This is a genomic window from Streptomyces deserti (assembly GCF_054782695.1).
This window is the reverse complement of the sequence record NZ_BAAGRZ010000005.1, coordinates 32,613-50,889: the sequence shown is the minus strand read 5'-3', so window position 1 is coordinate 50,889 and position 18,277 is coordinate 32,613. Positions and strand designations below refer to the sequence as shown.

The window sequence follows — 18,277 nt, the reverse complement described above, 5'->3', positions numbered from 1 at the left end:
ATCCTCGACGGCGTACCGCAGAGTACCGGGGCCTCACCGGCCGGGCGGAGCCAGTCCGTCCGGACCGCTCACCAGCGCACATCCGATCGGGACGGGCTAGCCTGAAGCCCATCCGAGCGGGCAATTCGGAAAACAGGCACAGGACACCACACACCACGAACCCCGCACGTAAAGGAAGCACAGCCATGGCAGCGGGCGCCCCCCGGATCTTCGTCTCGCACCTCTCCGGTGTCGCCGTCTTCGACCCGGCCGGCGACCAGGTGGGGCGCGTGCGCGATCTGGTCGTCATGCTGCGGGTCGCCCGGAAGCCGCCGAGGCTGCTCGGTCTGGTCGTCGAACTCGCCACCCGCCGCCGCATCTTCCTGCCCATGACCCGGGTGACGGCCATCCAGTCCGGCCAGGTCATCACCACCGGCGTGCTCAACGTCCGGCGCTTCGAGCAGCGGCCCACGGAGCGGCTCGTCTTCGGCGAGCTCCTGGACCGGCGCGTCACGCTGGTGGAGACCAACGAGGAGGTCACCGTCCTGGACCTGTCGGTGCATCAGCTGCCGGCCCGCCGGGAGTGGGAGATCGACCGGGTCTTCGTACGCAAGGGCAAGAAGGGCGGCGCCTTCCGCCGCGCCAAGGGCGAGGCGCTGACCGTCGAGTGGTCCGCCGTCACCGGCTTCTCCCTGGAGGAGCACGGACAGGGCGCCGAGAACCTGCTCGCCACCTTCGAGCAGCTGCGCGCCGCCGACCTGGCGAACGTCCTGCACCACCTCTCCGCCAAGCGCCGCGCCGAGGTCGCCGCCGCCCTCGACGACGACCGTCTCGCCGACGTGTTGGAGGAACTGCCGGAGGACGACCAGATCGAGATCCTCGGCAAGCTGAAGGAGGAGCGCGCCGCCGACGTCCTGGAGGCCATGGACCCGGACGACGCGGCCGACCTGCTCGCCGAGCTCCCGGAGGACGACAAGGAACGGCTGCTGAGCCTGATGCAGCCCGCCGACGCGGCCGACATGCGGCGCCTGATGTCGTACGAGGAGCACACCGCCGGCGGTCTGATGACGACCGAGCCGGTCGTGCTGCGGCCGGACGCCACCGTCGCCGACGCCCTCGCCCGCGTCCGCAACCCCGACCTGTCCCCGGCCCTCGCCGCCCAGGTGTACGTCTGCCGACCACCGGACGAGACCCCGACCGGCAAGTACCTCGGCACGGTCCACTTCCAGCGCCTGCTGCGCGAGCCGCCCTACGCCCTGGTCAGCTCGATCGTCGACAGCGACCTGCAACCGCTCGACCCCGACGCGGCGCTGCCCGCCATCGCCGGGTTCTTCGCCACGTACGACATGGTCGCGGCGCCCGTGGTCGACGAGTCCGGGTCGCTGCTGGGCGCGGTGACCGTGGACGACGTGCTGGACCACATGCTGCCCGAGGACTGGCGGGAGACGGAGTTCGAGATGGACGAGGGGGTGCCGACCGATGGTTCCTGAGCGCGAGACCGTACGCGAGCGCGTCCCGGCCGGTGCCACGGCCGCGACCCGCCACCGTCCCCGGCTCGACCAGCCGCGCCCGCAGCGGCGCAGGCTGCTGCCGGAGTACGACCCGGAGGCCTTCGGACGGATGTCGGAGCGGATCGCCCGCTTCATCGGCACCGGGCGGTTCCTGGTCTGGATGACGGTGATCGTCATCGTCTGGATCGGCTGGAACACTCTCGCGCCGCGCCACCTGCGGTGGGACGAGTACCCGTTCATCTTCCTGACCCTCGCCCTTTCCCTGCAGGCCTCGTACGCGGCCCCGCTGATTCTGCTCGCGCAGAACCGGCAGGACGACCGCGACCGGGTCAATCTCGAACAGGACCGCAAGCAGAACGAGCGGTCGATGGCGGACACCGAGTACCTGATGCGCGAGGTCGCCGCGCTGCGCATCGGCCTCGGCGAGGTCGCCACCCGCGACTGGATCCGCTCGGAGCTTCAGGACGTGGTCAAGGAGCTGGAGGACCGGCAGAACGGCCACCACCAGCACAGCGCATTCCACGCAGTCCGGGCGGAACGGCCGCGGGGACGTGACGCAGACGACCGCTGACAGGCTTACCGGGCGCCACCGGGAGCGCCGTACCATCGTCCTTATGGCTACGGAAGACGCGGTGCGCGAGGCACTGGCGACGGTGAACGACCCCGAGATCAACCGGCCCATCACGGAACTCGGGATGGTCAAGTCGGTGGAGATCGGCGCGGACGGGGCGGTCGCGGTCACCGTGTACCTGACGGTCTCCGGCTGCCCCATGCGCGAGACGATCACGCAGCGCGTGACCGAGGCGGTCTCGCGGGTGGAGGGCGTCACCCGCGTCGACGTCACGCTCGACGTCATGAGCGACGAACAGCGCAAGGAACTGGCGGCGGCCCTGCGCGGCGGCCAGGCCGAGCGCGAGGTCCCCTTCGCCAAGCCGGGCAACCTGACCCGCGTCTACGCGGTCGCCTCCGGCAAGGGCGGCGTCGGCAAGTCCTCTGTGACGGTGAACCTGGCAGCGGCGATGGCGGCCGACGGCCTGAAGGTCGGTGTCGTCGACGCCGACATCTACGGCCACTCCGTCCCGCGCATGCTGGGCGCGGACGGCCGTCCCACCCAGGTCGAGAACATGATCATGCCACCGTCCGCCAACGGCGTGAAGGTCATCTCCATCGGCATGTTCACCCCGGGCAACGCCCCGGTCGTCTGGCGCGGCCCGATGCTCCACCGCGCCCTCCAGCAGTTCCTGGCGGACGTCTACTGGGGCGACCTGGACGTGCTGCTGCTGGACCTGCCGCCGGGCACGGGTGACATCGCGATCTCGGTCGCCCAGCTGGTCCCGAACGCCGAGATCCTGGTCGTGACGACCCCGCAGCAGGCCGCCGCCGAGGTGGCCGAGCGCGCGGGCTCCATCGCCGTCCAGACCCACCAGAAGATCGTCGGCGTGGTCGAGAACATGTCCGGCCTGCCCTGCCCGCACTGCGGCGAGATGGTCGACGTGTTCGGCACGGGCGGCGGCCAGGTCGTCGCCGACGGCCTGACCAGGACCACGGGCACGAACGTCCCGGTCCTCGGCAACATCCCGATCGACGTCCGCCTGCGCGAGGGCGGCGACGAGGGCAAGCCGGTGGTCCTGACGGACCCGGAGTCTCCGGCGGGCGCGGCGCTGCGCGCGATCGCGGGGAAGCTGGGCGGTCGGCAGCGGGGTCTTTCGGGGCTGTCCCTGGGGATCACTCCGAAGAACAAGTTCTGACGTTTCACGCCGTCGGGGGCAGCGTCCCCCGGGGCGCGGGGCTGTGGCGAAGGGGCGCCGAATCTACCGGCGCCCCTTCCGTCATGCGTAAGCCGCGATGTCCTTCACCACGGCAAAGCCCAACCCGTACGCACTCATGCCCCTCCCATAAGCCCCGAGGTGCACACCCTCCGGCGCGGACCCCGCAAGGACCCACCCGAACTCGGACTCCCGGTAGTGGAACGACGTCGGCACCCCGTCCACGGGAAGCGACAGCGTCGACCAGTCCGGCCCGTCGAGATCATCCGCGAGCACCCACGCCGTCTCCGTCTGCTGCTCCAGCCAGTCGTCCCGCAGCGAGTGGTCCATCTGCCAGGGCCAGGTGAAGGACAGCAGCCCCACACCCGCCAGCCAGGCGGCCGAGGACACCGAGGTGGCCTCCAGCACCCCCGTGCCGTCCGGACTGCGACGCACGGGATGGGACGCCACGGTCACCACGACCGCGAACTTCTCCTTGGCGTCTTGCTCGCCCCCGGCCGCGTACTCGCTGCGCACCGAGGGTTCGTCACCGTGGCCGATCGATCCGTGTTCCACGGCGCCGTCGGCCGCCGTTCCGACCTGCATCAGCCAGCGCGGCCCCGTGAAGGCCTCGTCGAGGCCGTACCACGGGAAGGGCGCACGCAGGTAGCCGTCGACCGTACGCCGGGCGGAGGGAACCTGCTGCTGTCCCTCCGCGGCCGGCGCCTGCGCGACTGCCCGACTCGTCGTCTCCATGTGCCCGGACGCCTCCTCGCTCTCGTCGGACCGGACGGCCCGCCCCCCTTCGGGCGGCGTTGCTCGTTCGAGTACGGTCCGCACAACAACTCGGCAGCATAGCCACACCGCTCCGAGCAGCAGGGAATCCGCCCGGCGCGTGGGTCGCTCAGGAGCCCGGTTCAGGCCGTACGCAGCCCGTGCGGGGTATGAAACGCGTCACGCGCGCCGGGGGGCGTACGCCGCCTGACGTGCGGATGAAGTGGCCCTGCCGTGCGGGTCAGGTGGCGTCCGCGTCGAAGGGCGGGCGCTCGTCGAGGCTCGGAGTGTCGGGCTTCTTGACCATGTCGACGCGCCCGCCGGAGGAACCGGAGGCGGCGGAGACGGACGGCTCCGGGTCGCGGCCGTGGACGGCGTCCGTGACCTCGGCCATCTCCTTCTTCAGGTCGAAGCCGTTGCGGATCTCCTTCAGCCCCAGGTCGTCGTTGTCCAGCTGCTTGCGGATGAACGTCTTGGGGTTGAGGTCCTCGAACTCGAAGTCCTTGAACTCCGGCCCGAGTTCCTGCCGGATGTCCTGCTTGGCGCTCTCCGAGAACTCACGGATCTTCCGGACCGTGCGCATCACGTCCTGGATGACCTTCGGGAGCTTTTCCGGACCGAAGACGAGCACGGCGAGGACAATGAGCGTCACCAGCTCGAGCGGTCCTATGTCATTGAACACCTGAAGCTCCTTGGCTGTCCTCGGTCCTCGGCCCTCGGTGGTCTGTGCGGGTCTTGCCGTGGTCCGGGCCGGGTCCACGGTACCCGGCGATCCCGTACGACCGGTACTGTCCCGAGACCTCCGGGCGCGTGGATGTGAGCGCTTTCCCGTTTGTTTGCCTGCTGGGTCCCTGGTGACGCGGGGCGCGGGGGCGGTGCCGTGGGCCCTCTGTGAGGTCCCTGTGCGTCTCAGTCGCCATCGGAGGAGCCGAGCGACAGCGAGACCTTCCGTTCCTTCCCGTCGCGCTTCAGGGTCAGTTCCAGGCGGTCGCCGGGGCGGTGGGCGCGGGTCTTGACGATGAGTTCCTCGCCGGAGTGGATGCGCTGGCCGTCGACCTCCGTGATGACGTCGCCCGCCCTGATCCCGGCCCTGGCGCCGGGGCCGCCCGGGGTGACCGGGGGTCCGCCGTCGCTGCTCTTCGTGCCGACGCGGGCGCCGTCGCCGGTGTAGTCCATGTCCAGGGTGATGCCGATCACGGGGTGGGTCGCCTTGCCCGTGTTGATCAGTTCCTCGGCGACGCGCTTGCCCTGGTTGATCGGTATGGCGAACCCGAGCCCTATCGAGCCGGACTGGCCGCCGTCCAGGTCGGTGCCGCTGTCCGCGGAGCGGATGGCGGAGTTGATGCCGATGACCCGGGCCCGGGAGTCGAGCAGCGGGCCGCCGGAGTTGCCGGGGTTGATGGGCGCGTCGGTCTGCAGGGCGTCGACGTACGACACATCGCTCCCGTCGCCCTTCTCGCCGCCCGCCGTGATGGGCCGTTCCTTGGCGCTGATGATGCCGGAGGTGACGGTGCCCGCCAGGTCGAAGGGCGCGCCGATCGCGACGACGGGGTCACCGACCCGCACGTTGTCGGAGTTGCCGAGGGGCAGGGGCGTGAGCCCGCGTACGCCCTTGACCTTCACGACGGCGAGGTCGTAGCCGCTGTCACGGCCGACGACGGTGGCCTCGGCGGTGTCTCCGCTGTGGAAGGTCACGGTGATCTCACCGCCGGTCCCGGCGGGATCCACGACGTGGTTGTTGGTGAGGATGTGGCCGCGCGTGTCGAGCACGAAGCCGGTGCCGGTGCCCTGCTCGCCGGAACCGCTCACGTGCAGCGTGACCACGCTGGGCAGGGCCTGGGCGGCGATCCCGGCCACGCTGCCCGCGGCCCGCCCGGCGGGCTCCCTCCCGGCCTGCGGCAGCTCGACGGTCCCCACTCCGCCGTTCCGCTCCAGATACGCACCTACGACGCCGCCGACGCCCCCGGAGACGAGCGCGAGGAGTGCGGCACCGACGAGGAGCACCCTCCTGGTCCGCCGGCGCCGCTGCTCCGTGGTGACCACGGCCGCCCCGTTCTGCTGCCACGGTGCTGCGGCTGTGGAGGCCGCCCAGGGGTCGTAGCGGTGCCAGGGGTCGGTGGTGGGGGGCGGAGCGTCGGCGTAGGGGGGTGTGGGGGCGTTGGGGGGCGTGGGTCCTGCCGGAGCGGGGACGGCCGCGGCGGTCGGTGTGGTGGGCGGTGTGGTGGGTGGAGGCACGGGAAGGGGCGTGCCCGGTGCCGGAGGCTGTGCCGGCGTCGCCGTCCCGTGCGCGGGTGTCGCCGCCGGGTGCCGGACGGGCGGCGCGGGTGCCCAGGGGCCCGGTTCGCCGTACGGCGGAGTGCTGTACGGGTCGGGGGCGTGCAGCGGCTTGGGACGCTCGGCGTCGCCGCCGGGCGCGGCGGTCACAGCGTCCGCGCCGACCGGTGTTCCGGACACGGCTTCGGGAGCATGGCCCAGCCCGGCCGCAGGGGTCGTCATGGAGCCACCCGGCTCTGCCTCACCGCCGGCAGGAATGGCTCCCCTGCCGCCCTCGGCCGCAGCGGGCCGCTCCAACTCGTAGTCCGCGTCACCGCCCTGAGGCACCGCGGGCCGCGCCAGCTCGAAGTCGCCCTCGTCACGGTCCTTGCCGCGAGCCGCCCCGGGCCGCGCCAGCTCGAAGTCACCGTCGGTGTCCTGCGAGCGGCCCGGTCCCCTCTCGGCGGTTGCGGGTGCCGCGTCCTGGACTTCACGCGGCATCACGTCACCGGGCACCGACGCCATCTCCTCCGGCTCCCCCGAAGCCCCCTGCGTCCGAGGACGGCTCCACCACTTCGCCTTCGTGGGCTTCCCCTCGTTCATGCTCTCCCCACAGCTGGCCGCGGCACGGCTCGTCGGCGGTGGCCGCAGTTGATCGACTCCGCACCCGGCCGACCGCCTGGCCGTGGGCGCATCCCGGATTCAATCAGGTTCCCGAGCCGGTGCGCAGAGGGCCGGTCAGGGGCCCGGGCGGATGGAGGCGGAGGGAGAGGGGGACGAGGCCGGGCCGGGGACCGGTGCGCCGAACAGGTCGGGGCCCTTGATGCCGGGGGTCGTGGACCACGCGGACAGGGCGAGCGGCTCGGTCGCGGTCAGCGGACGTATGAGCGGGGACATGGCTGCGGCGCCCGCCACCACCGGGGCCGTCAGGGCATGCAGAGTGCTCTGGTGGTGCCGGGCGGCGGGATGCGGCAGTCCCGGCAGCAGCGGGGCGGAGACCCCGGTCGGGGCGAGGGGGGTGTCGCCGAGCGTGCCCTGGCCCTGCAGCTGCCCGAGCAGCGGTCCGACGCCGCGGCGTCGCTGGGACTCGGGTGCCGTCGCGGCTCCCGTGCCCTGCGTGCGCATCGGCGTGACGTTACTCCCGGTTCCGGAGCCGCCGCGTGCCTCCGTGTCGGTCGGTGTTCCGGCGGTGACTCCGCCCAGCGCGATCGCGGCCAGCGACACCGCCCCGGCGGCCACGAACGCGAAGCGCAGCCGCGAGGACGACCGGTCCGTCTCGTGACGGCCGGCGTCGTGGATACGGAGGCCCCGGTTCTCCGAGGAGGACGGCAGGACGGGGGCGTGCCGGCGGGTCGGGACGTAATCGAACTCGAACCGCTCGCCGCGCTTCACCCCGAAGACTCCCGAGGATCCGGACTGCCCGAAGCGTCCGGACAGTCCGCCGGGGAGTCCTCCCCCGCCCAGCGGCGTGCCGTCGCCGTCCGGGTCACCTCCCGCGGGAAGGCCCTGGAGGCGGGCCAGGAAGCTCTCGGAGGGCGGTGGAGGGGCCGCCTCCGCGAAGACGTTCTTCAGACGGCGCTGCGCGTCCACCTCCGCCTTGCACTTCGCGCAGGTGGCCACATGCGCCAGCACGCGCTCACGCGCGTCATGACCGAGCTCTCCGTCCACCAGGGCGGAGAGTCGGTCTCCCAGGTGCTGCTCTGCGAGGTGTCCCTCGGATTTCGGCCGTGAACCGCTCACGCGCTCGCGCCCCCTCCTCCCAGTGCGGGAACACGGGGCACGAAGGTGCGGCGCTCGGCGCGCGCCTCCGGGGAGCGGTGCGCGAGGGCCTTGCGCAGCTGGGAGCGGCCGCGGTGGATCCGCGAGCGGACCGTCCCGAGCTTGACGCCGAGGGTCGCGGCGATCTCCTCGTACGACAGCCCCTCGATGTCGCACAGGACGACGGCGGCCCGGAACTCCGGGGCGAGGGTGTCGAGGGCCTGCTGGACGTCCGCGTCGAAGTGCGCGTCGTTGAAGACCTGCTGCGGTGTGGGCTCCTTGCTGGGCAGCCGCTCGGCCGCGTCCTCGCCGAGCGCGTCGAAGCGGATGCGCTGCTTGCGGCGGACCATGTCCAGGAACAGGTTCGTGGTGATGCGGTGCAGCCAGCCCTCGAAGGTGCCCGGCGTATAGGTCGACAGGGAGCGGAAGACGCGGACGAAGACCTCCTGGGTGAGGTCCTCGGCGTCGTGCTGGTTACCGGTGAGACGGTAGGCGAGCCGGTAGACCCGGCCGCTGTGCATGCTGACGATCTCCTCCCAGGTGGGCGGAGTCCACGCCTGCCCGTCCGCGTCGGTGGAGAAGGTCGCGGTCTGGGCGTGGTCAGCGGCGTGACTGTGGTCAGCAGCGGTGTCGTTCACGGATCTCGGCCTGCCCGCCGATCCGAGGAAGCGCCGCAGCACTCCTCTCCGATCCACAGGTGCGGCCGCACCTCCCCTGTCAGCTCTGGTGGTGTCCAGTGGAGCCCCTACCATAGCCACCTCGCCCGTTAGCACCGGATAAGCGGTTTTACGAGAATTTGATCTGGGCTGATACGGCTCGTGCGGCTGCGTCAGCATGTGCTCGGCGTCCCGATCCATCCACTGTCCCCCGTCACGGCCCGCGCCTCTCGCTCATCCCCTTAAACGACCGGTCCCATCTGCGGGTTCCCGCCGCCAACGGATACAGTCACGCCCAGGCAACCACGGGGACAGGAGAGGGTCATTACCGGCAACCGGCAGACGAGCTGGGCGTTCGCCGACGCCTATGTCGCCGAGGACGAAGCGCTGCGCTGGGCTCGCGACCGGGCCCGTGAGGCAGGGCTGCGCTCGGTGTCGCCCGGCACGGGCGCCGCGCTGCGTTTGCTGGCCGCCTCCGTGGACGCCAAGGCGGTCGCGGAGATCGGCACCGGCTGCGGTGTCTCCGGGATCCATCTGCTGCACGGCATGCGGCCCGACGGGGTCCTCACCACGGTCGACCCGGAGCCGGAACACCAGCAGTTCGCCCGCCAGGCCTTTCGCGCCTCCGGCTTCGCCAGCAACCGGGCCCGCTTCATCCCGGGCCGCGCCCTGGACGTCCTGCCCCGGCTCGCGGACGCCGGCTACGACCTGGTCTTCTGCGACGGCGATCGCCTGGAATATCTCGACTATCTCGCTGAATCGTTGCGCCTTCTGCGCCCCGGAGGGCTGGTCGCCTTCGAGGGTGTCTTCGCGCACGGCCGGACCGTGGACTCCGGTCCGCAGCCCACGGAGGTGTTGCGGCTGCGGGAGCTGCTGCGCGCGGTGCGCGAGAGCCAGGAGCTGGTGCCGTCGCTGCTGCCGGTGGGGGACGGGTTGCTGTGCGCGGTGAAGCGGTAGCCACGGCTTCCTGCCGCTGAAGGGCCCGCCACTGAAGGCGGGAAGCTGCGGAGTCCCCGCCGAAAAGGTGGGAAAACAGCTGCCCCGGCACCGCGTGCGATGCCGGGGCAGCTGAAAGGGTATGGTCGCGCTTGCGCGTCAGCCGACGACCTTCTTGAGGGCGTCGCCCAGGGCGTCGGCCTCGTCCGGGGTCAGCTCGACGACGAGACGACCGCCGCCTTCGAGCGGAACGCGCATGACGATGCCCCGCCCCTCCTTGGTCACCTCGAGCGGGCCATCACCCGTCCGCGGCTTCATGGCCGCCATGCTCGTTCCCCTTCCTGAAACCCAGCTCAACCGTCAAAGCCGACGGCCCACTGAAGGGCACGCGTGGTCCCTTGAGCAGGACACGCGTCACCGGCATCGAACACATTGCTTCCAAGCCATTATCCCGCATCTCACGACCCGATGACCAACATCAGTCGGCATCGCTTGAGCAACGCGCGCGAGCAAAACCGCTCAATTCGGCGATGTGACTGCGATACTGCGCCGCCGCGCACAGTTCCACCGAACGGAAACAGGCGGGAATTCTTTGACGCAGGTCACACGTCCCCTCCGGTCCGTGACCGGCGATCTCCGTCATGCTGTCCTCCAGACCCGGGACGTACCAGCCGGTACGTCCCCGAGCCGCGACACGGAGGGGATACGCCATGGCCGACACCGTGCTCTACGAGGTGAGCGACGGACTCGCGACCATCACGCTGAACCGCCCGGAGGCGATGAACGCGCTGAACATCGAGACCAAGGTCGCCCTCCGGGACGCGGTCCGGTCCGCCGCGGACGACGCCGCCGTACGGGCCGTGCTGCTGACCGCGGCCGGTGACCGGGCGTTCTGCGTCGGGCAGGACCTCAAGGAGCACATCGGGCTGCTGGCCACCGACCGGGAGACCGGCTCGGGGCAGACCATGAGCACCGTACGTGAGCACTACAACCCGATCGTGCGGGCGCTGGCCGGGGCGGCGAAGCCCGTGGTCGCCGCCGTGAACGGGGTGGCGGCCGGGGCGGGCTTCGGTTTCGCGCTCGCGGCGGACTACCGGATCGTGGCGGACACGGCGGCGTTCAACACCTCGTTCGCGGGCGTCGCGCTGACCGCGGACTCCGGCATCTCCTGGACGCTGCCGCGGGTCGTCGGCCCCGGCCGGGCCGCCGACCTGCTGCTCTTCCCGCGGAACATCAAGGCCCAGGAGGCGTACGAGCTGGGGATCGCGAACCGCGTCGTGCCGGCCGCCGAGCTGCGCGCCGAGGCCGAGAAGGTGGCGCGGGCGCTGGCCGAGGGTCCGACGGTGGCGTACGCGGCGCTGAAGGAGGCGGTGGCGTACGGGCTGACGCACTCGCTGGAGGAGACGCTGGAGAAGGAGGACGAGCTGCAGACGCGGGCGGGGTCGTCGGAGGACCACGCGATCGCCGTCCAGGCCTTCGTCAACAAGGAGAAGCCGAGGTACCTCGGTCGCTGACCGGCTCCGGGGACGTCAGGCGCGGCGCGCTGTGCAGGCCTGAAGGTGGTCGTCGACCAGGCCGCAGGCCTGCATCAGCGCGTACGCCGTCGTCGGGCCGACGAAGCACAGGCCCCGTTTCTTCAGCGCCTTGGACAGGGCCGTCGACTCCGGGGTGACCGCGGGGACGTCGGCCAGGGTCTTCGGGGCCGGGCGGGTGGCCGGGTCGGGTGCGTACGACCAGATCAGTTCGTCCAGCTCGCCCGGCGCCCACTCGGCCAGCACGCGCGCGTTGGCGAGGGTCGCGTCGATCTTGGCGCGGTTGCGGATGATGCCGGCGTCGGCGAGGAGCCGCTCGCGGTCCTCGTCGGTGAAGGCCGCGACGGCGGCGATCTTGAAGTCGGCGAAGGCGGCGCGGAAGCCGGGGCGGCGGCGCAGGATGGTGATCCAGGACAGGCCGGACTGGAAGGCCTCCAGGCTCAGGCGTTCGTAGAGCGCGTCGTCGCCGTGGACCGGGCGGCCCCACTCCTCGTCGTGATACGTCACGTACTCCGCGGCGGACAGGGCCCAGGGGCAGCGCAGGGCGCCGTCCGGACCCGGGAGGGCGGTGCCGTCGCTCACCGCTGGTCCTCCTGCTCCCGGTCGGGCTTGTCCATGGAGACGTGGGACGCGGCGGCGCGGGCGCCCGCCAGCGCGGACTCCAGGTCGGCGATGCGTGCGTCGCGCTCGGCGAGTTCGGCGCCCAGGCGGTTGAGGGCGTCGTCGACGTCCGCCATGCGGTAGCCGCGGGCGGCGAGGGGGAAGCGGAGGCGCTCCACGTCCGCGCGCCCCACCGGGCGGTCCGGCGGCAGGTGGTCCTCCAGCCGCTCGGGGGCCGCCTCGGGCAGCGGGCCGTTCTCGCCGCCGCCCACCACGGCGAGGGTCACCGCGGCGACCACGACGGCGAGCGCGACGACCAGGAACAAGAACATAACCATCGCTGGGGTCCCCACGGTCGGTGCCGGCGCGCTGGGCGCCGACGCGGATGTCTCGAGTCGGATGTGTCAGGCTCCGATCGTGCCATGCGACTGTGACAGTTAGGGTCGCAGGCGGCCGAGGACCGGAGGTAACCCGGGACGTACCGGGACGCACAAGGAGAGGTCACAGGGGATGCTCAGGCTGGGCAGGCGGGAATTCGAGCCGCACGAGCCGGTGATCATGGCGATCGTGAACCGGACCCCGGACTCCTTCTACGACCAGGGCGCGACCTTCCACGACGAGCCCGCCCTCGCGCGCGTGGAGCAGGCGGTCGCCGAGGGCGCCGCGATCATCGACATCGGCGGGGTCAAGGCCGGGCCGGGGGAAGAGGTGACGGCCGAGGAGGAGGCGCGGCGCACGGTCGGGTTCGTGGCGGAGGTGCGGCGGCGGTTCCCGGACGTCGTGATCAGCGTGGACACCTGGCGGGCCGAGGTCGGCGAGGCCGTGTGCGAGGCGGGGGCGGACCTGCTGAACGACGCGTGGGGCGGGGTCGACCCGCGGCTGGCGGAGGTCGCCGCGCGGTACGGGGTGGGGCTGGTGTGCACGCACGCGGGCGGCGCCGAGCCGCGGACCCGGCCGCACCGGGTCGAGTACGACGACGTCATGGCCGACATCCTGAAGGTCACGGTCGGGCTGGCCGAGCGGGCGCTGGCGCTGGGCGTGCCGAGGGAGTCGATCCTGATCGACCCCGGGCACGACTTCGGCAAGAACACGCGGCACAGCCTGGAGGCGACGCGGCGGCTGGACGAGATGGTCGCCACGGGGTGGCCGGTGCTGGTGTCGCTGTCCAACAAGGACTTCGTGGGAGAGACCCTGGACAGGCCCGTGAAGGAGCGGGTGGTGGGGACGCTGGCGACCACAGCTGTGTCGGCGTGGCTCGGGGCGCAGGTGTACCGGGTGCACGAGGTCGGCGAGACGCGGCAGGTGCTGGAGATGGTGGCGGCGATCGCGGGGCACCGGGAACCCGCGGTGGCCCGGCGTGGACTGGCCTAGGGCGCTGCCCTGAGGTACCAGGGGGGGGGCCGCCCCTGGCCCCCGGCCTCGCCCGCCACCACCCCAAGCGGTCGGCCAGGTGGTGTGCCCCCTACCGCCCCGCCTCCTTCGACACCAGCGCCACCGCCTCGTCCACGTCGTCCGTCACGTGGAACAGCAGCAGGTCCTTCTCCGCGGCCTTGCCCTGGGCGATCACCGTCTTGCGGAGCCAGTCGACCAGGCCGCCCCAGTACTCGCTGCCGAAGAGGACGATGGGGAAGCGGGTGACCTTCTGGGTCTGGACCAGCGTGAGGGCCTCGAAGAGCTCGTCCAGGGTGCCGAGGCCGCCGGGCAGCACGACGAAACCCTGCGCGTACTTGACGAACATCATCTTCCGGACGAAGAAGTAGCGGAAGTTGAGGCCGATGTCGACGTACGGGTTCAGGCCCTGCTCGAAGGGCAGCTCGATGCCGAGGCCCACCGAGATGCCGCCCGCCTCGCAGGCGCCCTTGTTGGCGGCCTCCATGGCGCCCGGGCCGCCGCCCGTGATCACCGCGAAGCCCGCCTCCACCAGGCCCCGGCCCAGCCGCACGCCCGCCTTGTACTCCGACGAGTCCACCGGCGTACGGGCCGAGCCGAACACGCTGATCGCGGGCGGGAGTTCCGCCAGCGTGCCGAAGCCCTCGATGAACTCCGACTGGATGCGCAGAACGCGCCAGGGGTCCGTGTGGACCCAGTCCGACGGGCCGCCGGCGTCGAGCAGACGCTGGTCGGTCGTGCTCGCCGTCACCTGGCTCCGCCGCCGGAGGACCGGGCCCAGGCGCTGTTCCTCCGGCGGCTGCTTCTTCCCCTCGGGGTTGCCGGTAGCCATGTGAGTTCCCTCCGTTGGCAGTGGTTCCAGCTCAGCGTAGATCTACGCGGGTTACGGACGGGGGACGTGAGCATGTCCGCCTTGAAGCGCCGTAAAACACGGTCGCCCGCGCCGCCGCTCCGGCGCACGTCAGGCCGTCAGCCACGTCCTCAGGCGTTCCTCCCCCGCGAGGATCTTCGCCACCTCCACGCGCTCGTCCCGCTTGTGCGCCAAGTGCGGGTTGCCGGGGCCGTAGTTGACCGCCGGGATGCCCAGCGCCGAGAAGCGCGAGACGTCCGTCCAGCCGTACTTGGGCGCCGGGGTGCCGCCCACCGCCTCGATGAAGGCGGCCGCCGCCGGGTGCGACAGGCCCGGCAGGGCTGCGCCGCTGTGGTCGTCCACCACGAACTCCGCCACCCCGCAGTCCGCGAAGACCTCCATGACGTGGGCCACCGCCTCCTCGGGCGTACGGTCCGGCGCGTAACGGAAGTTGACCGTCACCACGCACTCGTCGGGGATGACGTTGCCCGCCACCCCGCCCGAGATGCCGACCGCGTTCAGGCCCTCCCGGTACTCCAGGCCGTCGATCACCGGGTAGCGCGGTTCGTACGCCGCCAGGCGCGCCAGGATCGGGGCCGCCGCGTGGATCGCGTTCGAGCCCATCCAGCCACGCGCCGAGTGGGCCCGCTCGCCCTTGGTCTTCAGCAGCACCCGCAGCGTGCCCTGGCAGCCGCCCTCGACCTGGCCGTCCGACGGCTCCAGCAGCACCGCGAAGTCGCCCTGGAGCCACTCGGGGTGCGCCTCGGCGATGTGCTTGAGGCCGTTCAGCTCGGCGGCGACCTCCTCGTTGTCGTAGAAGACGAAGGTCAGGTCGCGGTTGGGGGCCGGGACGGTGGCCGCGATACGCAGCTGCACCGCCACGCCCGCCTTCATGTCGCAGGTGCCGCAGCCCCACAGCACGCCGTCCTCGTCCAGCCTCGACGGGACGTTGTCCGCGATCGGGACCGTGTCGATGTGGCCGGCGAGGATCACCCGCTCCGCGCGGCCCAGGTTCGTCCGGGCCACGACGTTGTTGCCGTACCGGTCGACCGTCAGGTGGGGCAGCGCACGCAGCGCGGTCTCGATCGCGTCCGCCAGCGGCTTCTCGGTGCCGCTCTCGGAAGGGAAGTCGACGAGCTGTGCGGTGAGCCGCGCGGCGTCCAGCGTGAGGTCAAGCGGGGTATCGGCCATGCCGTCGACCCTAACGCGCCAGGGCCGCACACATTGTCCACACCGGGCTCAAGCACCCCACTACTCTCCAGTACCTTGTTGTGCGTGCCAGAGCCGTCCCCTTCTTCCAAGCGTCGTGGCCGCCTCTTCCGTATCGGGGCGGCCTTCGTGGTCCTGCTCGCGGTCGCCGGTTACCTCGCGGTGCAGTACGTCACCGGAGGCACGGGCGGGCCGGGCTGCAAGGTCGTCTCCGGCAAGGGCGACGGAGCGACGTACGAGTTCACGCCCGAGCAGGCGGTGAACGCCGCGACGATCACCGCCGTGGGCACCGCGCGCGGCCTGCCCGAGCGGGCCGTGACCATCGCGCTGGCGACCGCCCTGCAGGAGTCGAGCCTGCGCAACATCGACTACGGCGACCGGGACTCGCTGGGCCTGTTCCAGCAGCGGCCCTCGCAGGGCTGGGGCACGCCGAAGGAGATCATGGACCCGGCCTACGCGTCGGAGCAGTTCTACGAGCACCTGGTCAAGGTGCCCGGCTACACCCGGCTGCCGCTCACCGTGGCCGCCCAGCGCGTGCAGCGCAGCGGCTTCCCGCAGGCGTACGCCAAGCACGAACCGGACGCCACGCTGCTCGCCGCCGCCCTCACCGGGCGCTCGGCGGCGACGCTGACCTGCGAGGGGCGCCCGGCCGCGACGCGGGCGGCGGGTCCGGACGCGGTGCGTGCGGCGCTCGTGCGGGACTTCGGGCGCGATGTCGTGGAGCCGGCCGGGGCGGAGGTGAGCGGCGCAGAGGCGGGCGCCGCGACGGCCACGCCTGCCCCGAGCGGCCCGGACGGGGCCGACGGGCGGACCGTGACCCTGCCCGTCACCGCCGACACCGGCTCCGCCACCCAAGGCGGCCTCCGGCAGCGCGGCTGGCAGCTGGCGCACTGGGCCGTGGCCAACGCCTCCGAGCTGCACATCGCACGGGTCTCGTACGCGGGCCGGGAGTGGACCGCCGGGAACACCGACAGTCAGTGGCGGCCGATCGAGGGCGAGGGGGCCGCGGGTGCGGAGCGGGACGCGGGCGCGGTCCGTATCGTGACCGCGCAGTAGTGCGGGGACCCACTCGCGCGGGTTACCCGGATCACGTACCGGTGACGGTGTGCGCAGGTTTTCGCGTCCTCACCCCGGCACAGTGAAAACTCTTGGGGACAAAGGGCTGTAAGGATTCGGCGGACTTTCGCGCCGGGCACTCTTTGCCCGTTTTCATCCGCAGCCGATCATGCGGCCCATTGCCAACTCTTTACGTTGCGCCGCCGCAACCTTCCCGGGCTTCGAGCGGTAGTCACTGCGTCCGAGCCCGGACGATCAACGGCGAGTCGACCGTCGGCCGATCACCGCCGGGCCCGGCTGGACACTTCACCGTTCTCTCCCGTCGAAGGAGCACCATGTCCCTCCCCCTGACCCGCCGGATCGCCCGTGCCGCGCTGCTCGTCGCTGCGGGAGCGGCTGCCGGGGTCAGTGCGGCCGGCTCCGCCAGCGCGGCTCCCGAGCTGCCGGCCACCCCGAACCTCGGTGGGCTGACCGCCCTGGACGGGGCCGACGCCGTCGACACGGTCGACGGCACCGCGCAGAAGGTCACCAAGTCCACGGGTGTCACCGGCGGCAAGGCGGTCAAGAAGGCGGTGCCGGCCGCGGGCAAGACCGGCAAGACCGGCAAGGCCGTCAAGAAGGCCACGCCGGCCGCGCAGAAGGCCGCCGGTGACACGGCGGGGTCCGCCGGGGAGCTCCTCGAGGACACCGCCGGCACGGCGACCAAGGGCGGGCTGCCGACGGACTCTCTCACCAAGGGCGGGGTGCCTGCTGCGGACACCCTGCCGGCGAAGGGGCTGCCGCTCGGCTGAGCACCGGTTTCTCGGCCGGCTGACAGGGTCCAGGGTTTTCCTGGGCCCCGTCGCTTTGTGTGCCGGTGCCGGTGCCGGGGTCGGCGGAGGAGGCCGATTTCGTTACTCGCCCAGCCGTGCCACGGCCGCCCGTACCCGCTCGTCCGTCGCGGTCAGGGCCACGCGTACGAACCTCTCGCCCGCCGGGCCGTAGAAGTCGCCCGGTGCGACGAGGATGCCCCGGTCGGCCAGGTGGGCCACCGTGTCCCAGCAGGACTCGTCCCTCGTGGCCCAGAGGTAGAGGCTGGCCTCGCTGTGCTCGATGCGGAAGCCGTGGCCGAGCAGGGCCCCGCGCAGGGCCTCGCGCCGGGCCGCGTACCGCTCCCGCTGCTCGCGGACGTGCGTGTCGTCGCCCAGGGCCGCCACGACGGCTGCCTGGGTCGGCGCGGGCGTCATCATGCCGCCGTGCTTGCGGATCTCCAGCAGGGGGCCCAGGACGGCCGGGTCGCCCGCCAGGAAGGCCGCGCGGTAGCCCGCGAGGTTGGAGCGCTTGGACAGGGAGTGCACGGCGACCAGGCCGTCGTACGAGCCGCCGTTCACGTCCGGGTGCAGGACCGAGACCGGGTCGGCCTCCCAGCCCAGCTCGATGTAGCACTCGTCGGAGAAGACCAGGATGCCGTGGGAACGGGCCCAGGCGACGATCCGGGTCAGTTCCTCCTTGGAGAGGACCTTGCCCGTCGGGTTGGACGGGCTGTTCAGCCACAGGAGCTTGAGCCCCTGGGGGTCCAGCTCGGTCGGGTCGTCGTAGACCTCGTAGCCGGCGCGGGCCAGGCGGGCACCGACCTCGTACGTCGGGTAGGCCAGGCGCGGGTGGGCGACCTTGTCGCCGGGGCCCAGGCCCAGCTGGGTGGGGAGCCAGGCGACCAGTTCCTTGGAGCCGACCACCGGCAGGACGTGGCGGTGGGTGACGTCCCGGGCGCCGAGACGGCGCCGCACCCATCCCGTGATCGCGTCGCGCAGTTCCGGGGTGCCCCAGACCGTCGGGTACCCCGGGGAGTCCGCCGCGGCGATCAGGGCCTTCTGGATCAGCTCGGGGACCGGGTCGACGGGCGTGCCGACGGACAGGTCGACGATGCCGTCGGGGTGCGCTGCGGCCGTCTTCTTGTAGGGCTCCAGCTTGTCCCAGGGGAAGGTGGGCAGCCGGTCGGAGACTGCGGACACGGGTACTCGCTCACTTTCTGGTACGGCAAACGCCTCGG

The 18,277-nt window shown here is 71.9% G+C and carries 20 protein-coding genes; 8 read left to right on the top strand and 12 right to left on the bottom strand.

The annotated features are described in order from the left end of the window. Window positions 1–185 precede the first annotated feature (185 nt). The 3 genes from ACYVMZ_RS12280 to ACYVMZ_RS12270 are packed head-to-tail and all read left to right on the top strand — an operon-like array spanning window position 186 to window position 3,238. On the top strand, window positions 186–1,469 hold the full coding sequence (locus tag ACYVMZ_RS12280; protein WP_461078636.1) for a magnesium transporter MgtE N-terminal domain-containing protein: 1,284 nt from the start codon (window positions 186–188) through the stop codon (window positions 1,467–1,469). After that, complete coding sequence (locus ACYVMZ_RS12275) at window positions 1,459–2,061, top strand: DUF1003 domain-containing protein (RefSeq protein WP_461078634.1); 603 nt, start codon at window positions 1,459–1,461, stop codon at window positions 2,059–2,061. Before ACYVMZ_RS12280 ends, ACYVMZ_RS12275 begins: the two co-directional genes overlap by 11 nt. A 43-nt stretch (window positions 2,062–2,104) precedes the next feature. Further along, on the top strand, window positions 2,105–3,238 hold the full coding sequence (locus tag ACYVMZ_RS12270; RefSeq protein WP_461078632.1) for an Mrp/NBP35 family ATP-binding protein: 1,134 nt from the start codon (window positions 2,105–2,107) through the stop codon (window positions 3,236–3,238). 81 nt (window positions 3,239–3,319) lie between these two features. On the opposite strand, the gene ACYVMZ_RS12265 is transcribed toward ACYVMZ_RS12270, so the two are convergent. The 5 genes from ACYVMZ_RS12265 to sigE form a co-directional block, all read right to left on the bottom strand. After that, window positions 3,320–3,991: a hypothetical protein gene (locus ACYVMZ_RS12265; protein WP_461078630.1), complete on the bottom strand. Its 672-nt coding sequence runs from the start codon at window positions 3,989–3,991 to the stop codon at window positions 3,320–3,322. 259 nt (window positions 3,992–4,250) lie between these two features. After that, window positions 4,251–4,691 carry a sec-independent translocase gene (locus tag ACYVMZ_RS12260; RefSeq protein WP_461078628.1) on the bottom strand — a complete coding sequence of 147 codons (441 nt, stop codon included), beginning with the start codon at window positions 4,689–4,691 and terminating at the stop codon, window positions 4,251–4,253. 227 nt (window positions 4,692–4,918) lie between these two features. Further along, on the bottom strand, window positions 4,919–6,865 hold the full coding sequence (locus tag ACYVMZ_RS12255; protein WP_461078626.1) for a S1C family serine protease: 1,947 nt from the start codon (window positions 6,863–6,865) through the stop codon (window positions 4,919–4,921). A gap of 135 nt (window positions 6,866–7,000) precedes the next feature. Beyond that, window positions 7,001–8,002 (bottom strand): anti-sigma factor family protein, encoded by a 1,002-nt coding sequence (locus tag ACYVMZ_RS12250; protein ID WP_461078624.1) that lies wholly within the window; start codon window positions 8,000–8,002, stop codon window positions 7,001–7,003. Continuing rightward, on the bottom strand, window positions 7,999–8,700 hold the full coding sequence (sigE, locus tag ACYVMZ_RS12245) for an RNA polymerase sigma factor SigE (protein WP_461079104.1): 702 nt from the start codon (window positions 8,698–8,700) through the stop codon (window positions 7,999–8,001). Before sigE ends, ACYVMZ_RS12250 begins: the two co-directional genes overlap by 4 nt. A 234-nt stretch (window positions 8,701–8,934) precedes the next feature. Between sigE and ACYVMZ_RS12240 the strand changes: the two genes are divergently transcribed. After that, window positions 8,935–9,633 (top strand): O-methyltransferase, encoded by a 699-nt coding sequence (locus ACYVMZ_RS12240; RefSeq protein WP_461079102.1) that lies wholly within the window; start codon window positions 8,935–8,937, stop codon window positions 9,631–9,633. A 138-nt stretch (window positions 9,634–9,771) separates the two neighbouring features. Here the strand turns inward: ACYVMZ_RS12240 and ACYVMZ_RS12235 are convergent, their stop codons facing one another. Together ACYVMZ_RS12235 and ACYVMZ_RS12230 are read right to left on the bottom strand one after the other, a co-directional pair. Then, window positions 9,772–9,939, bottom strand: a complete 168-nt coding sequence (locus tag ACYVMZ_RS12235; protein ID WP_003966491.1) for a DUF3117 domain-containing protein — start codon at window positions 9,937–9,939, stop codon at window positions 9,772–9,774. 151 nt (window positions 9,940–10,090) lie between these two features. Continuing rightward, window positions 10,091–10,255 (bottom strand): hypothetical protein, encoded by a 165-nt coding sequence (locus ACYVMZ_RS12230; RefSeq protein ID WP_461078622.1) that lies wholly within the window; start codon window positions 10,253–10,255, stop codon window positions 10,091–10,093. Between the two features lie 67 nt (window positions 10,256–10,322). Here ACYVMZ_RS12230 and chcB point away from each other — a divergent pair, with 67 nt between their 5' ends. Beyond that, complete coding sequence (gene chcB / locus ACYVMZ_RS12225; protein WP_461078620.1) at window positions 10,323–11,126, top strand: 2-cyclohexenylcarbonyl CoA isomerase; 804 nt, start codon at window positions 10,323–10,325, stop codon at window positions 11,124–11,126. 15 nt (window positions 11,127–11,141) lie between these two features. Here chcB and ACYVMZ_RS12220 read toward each other — a convergent pair whose 3' ends face one another. Both ACYVMZ_RS12220 and ACYVMZ_RS12215 read right to left on the bottom strand, forming a co-directional pair. After that, complete coding sequence (locus ACYVMZ_RS12220; RefSeq protein ID WP_461078618.1) at window positions 11,142–11,726, bottom strand: DNA-3-methyladenine glycosylase I; 585 nt, start codon at window positions 11,724–11,726, stop codon at window positions 11,142–11,144. Then, on the bottom strand, window positions 11,723–12,082 hold the full coding sequence (locus ACYVMZ_RS12215; RefSeq protein WP_461078616.1) for a DivIVA domain-containing protein: 360 nt from the start codon (window positions 12,080–12,082) through the stop codon (window positions 11,723–11,725). The genes ACYVMZ_RS12220 and ACYVMZ_RS12215 overlap by 4 nt, the downstream gene beginning before the upstream one ends. 172 nt (window positions 12,083–12,254) lie before the next feature. Between ACYVMZ_RS12215 and folP the strand changes: the two genes are divergently transcribed. Further along, window positions 12,255–13,115 carry a dihydropteroate synthase gene (gene folP, locus ACYVMZ_RS12210; protein ID WP_461078614.1) on the top strand — a complete coding sequence of 287 codons (861 nt, stop codon included), beginning with the start codon at window positions 12,255–12,257 and terminating at the stop codon, window positions 13,113–13,115. 91 nt (window positions 13,116–13,206) lie between these two features. Here folP and ACYVMZ_RS12205 read toward each other — a convergent pair whose 3' ends face one another. Then, the gene (locus ACYVMZ_RS12205) at window positions 13,207–13,965 is read right to left on the bottom strand and encodes an LOG family protein (protein WP_461078612.1); all 759 of its coding nucleotides are present in this window, start codon (window positions 13,963–13,965) and stop codon (window positions 13,207–13,209) included. 129 nt (window positions 13,966–14,094) lie between these two features. After that, entirely contained in the window at window positions 14,095–15,174 is a 1,080-nt protein-coding gene (gene dapE, locus ACYVMZ_RS12200; RefSeq protein WP_461078610.1) for a succinyl-diaminopimelate desuccinylase, read from the bottom strand. Between the two features lie 84 nt (window positions 15,175–15,258). Between dapE and ACYVMZ_RS12195 the strand changes: the two genes are divergently transcribed. Both ACYVMZ_RS12195 and ACYVMZ_RS12190 read left to right on the top strand, forming a co-directional pair. Beyond that, a complete protein-coding gene (locus ACYVMZ_RS12195; protein WP_461078608.1) occupies window positions 15,259–16,248 on the top strand; it encodes a heavy metal transporter in 990 nt (329 codons plus the stop codon). 335 nt (window positions 16,249–16,583) lie between these two features. Further along, complete coding sequence (locus tag ACYVMZ_RS12190) at window positions 16,584–17,039, top strand: ATP-binding protein (RefSeq protein ID WP_461078606.1); 456 nt, start codon at window positions 16,584–16,586, stop codon at window positions 17,037–17,039. Window positions 17,040–17,141: 102 nt separating this feature from the next. On the opposite strand, the gene ACYVMZ_RS12185 is transcribed toward ACYVMZ_RS12190, so the two are convergent. Next, window positions 17,142–18,239 (bottom strand): bifunctional succinyldiaminopimelate transaminase/glutamate-prephenate aminotransferase, encoded by a 1,098-nt coding sequence (locus tag ACYVMZ_RS12185; protein ID WP_461078604.1) that lies wholly within the window; start codon window positions 18,237–18,239, stop codon window positions 17,142–17,144. Between the last annotated feature and the right edge of the window lie 38 nt (window positions 18,240–18,277).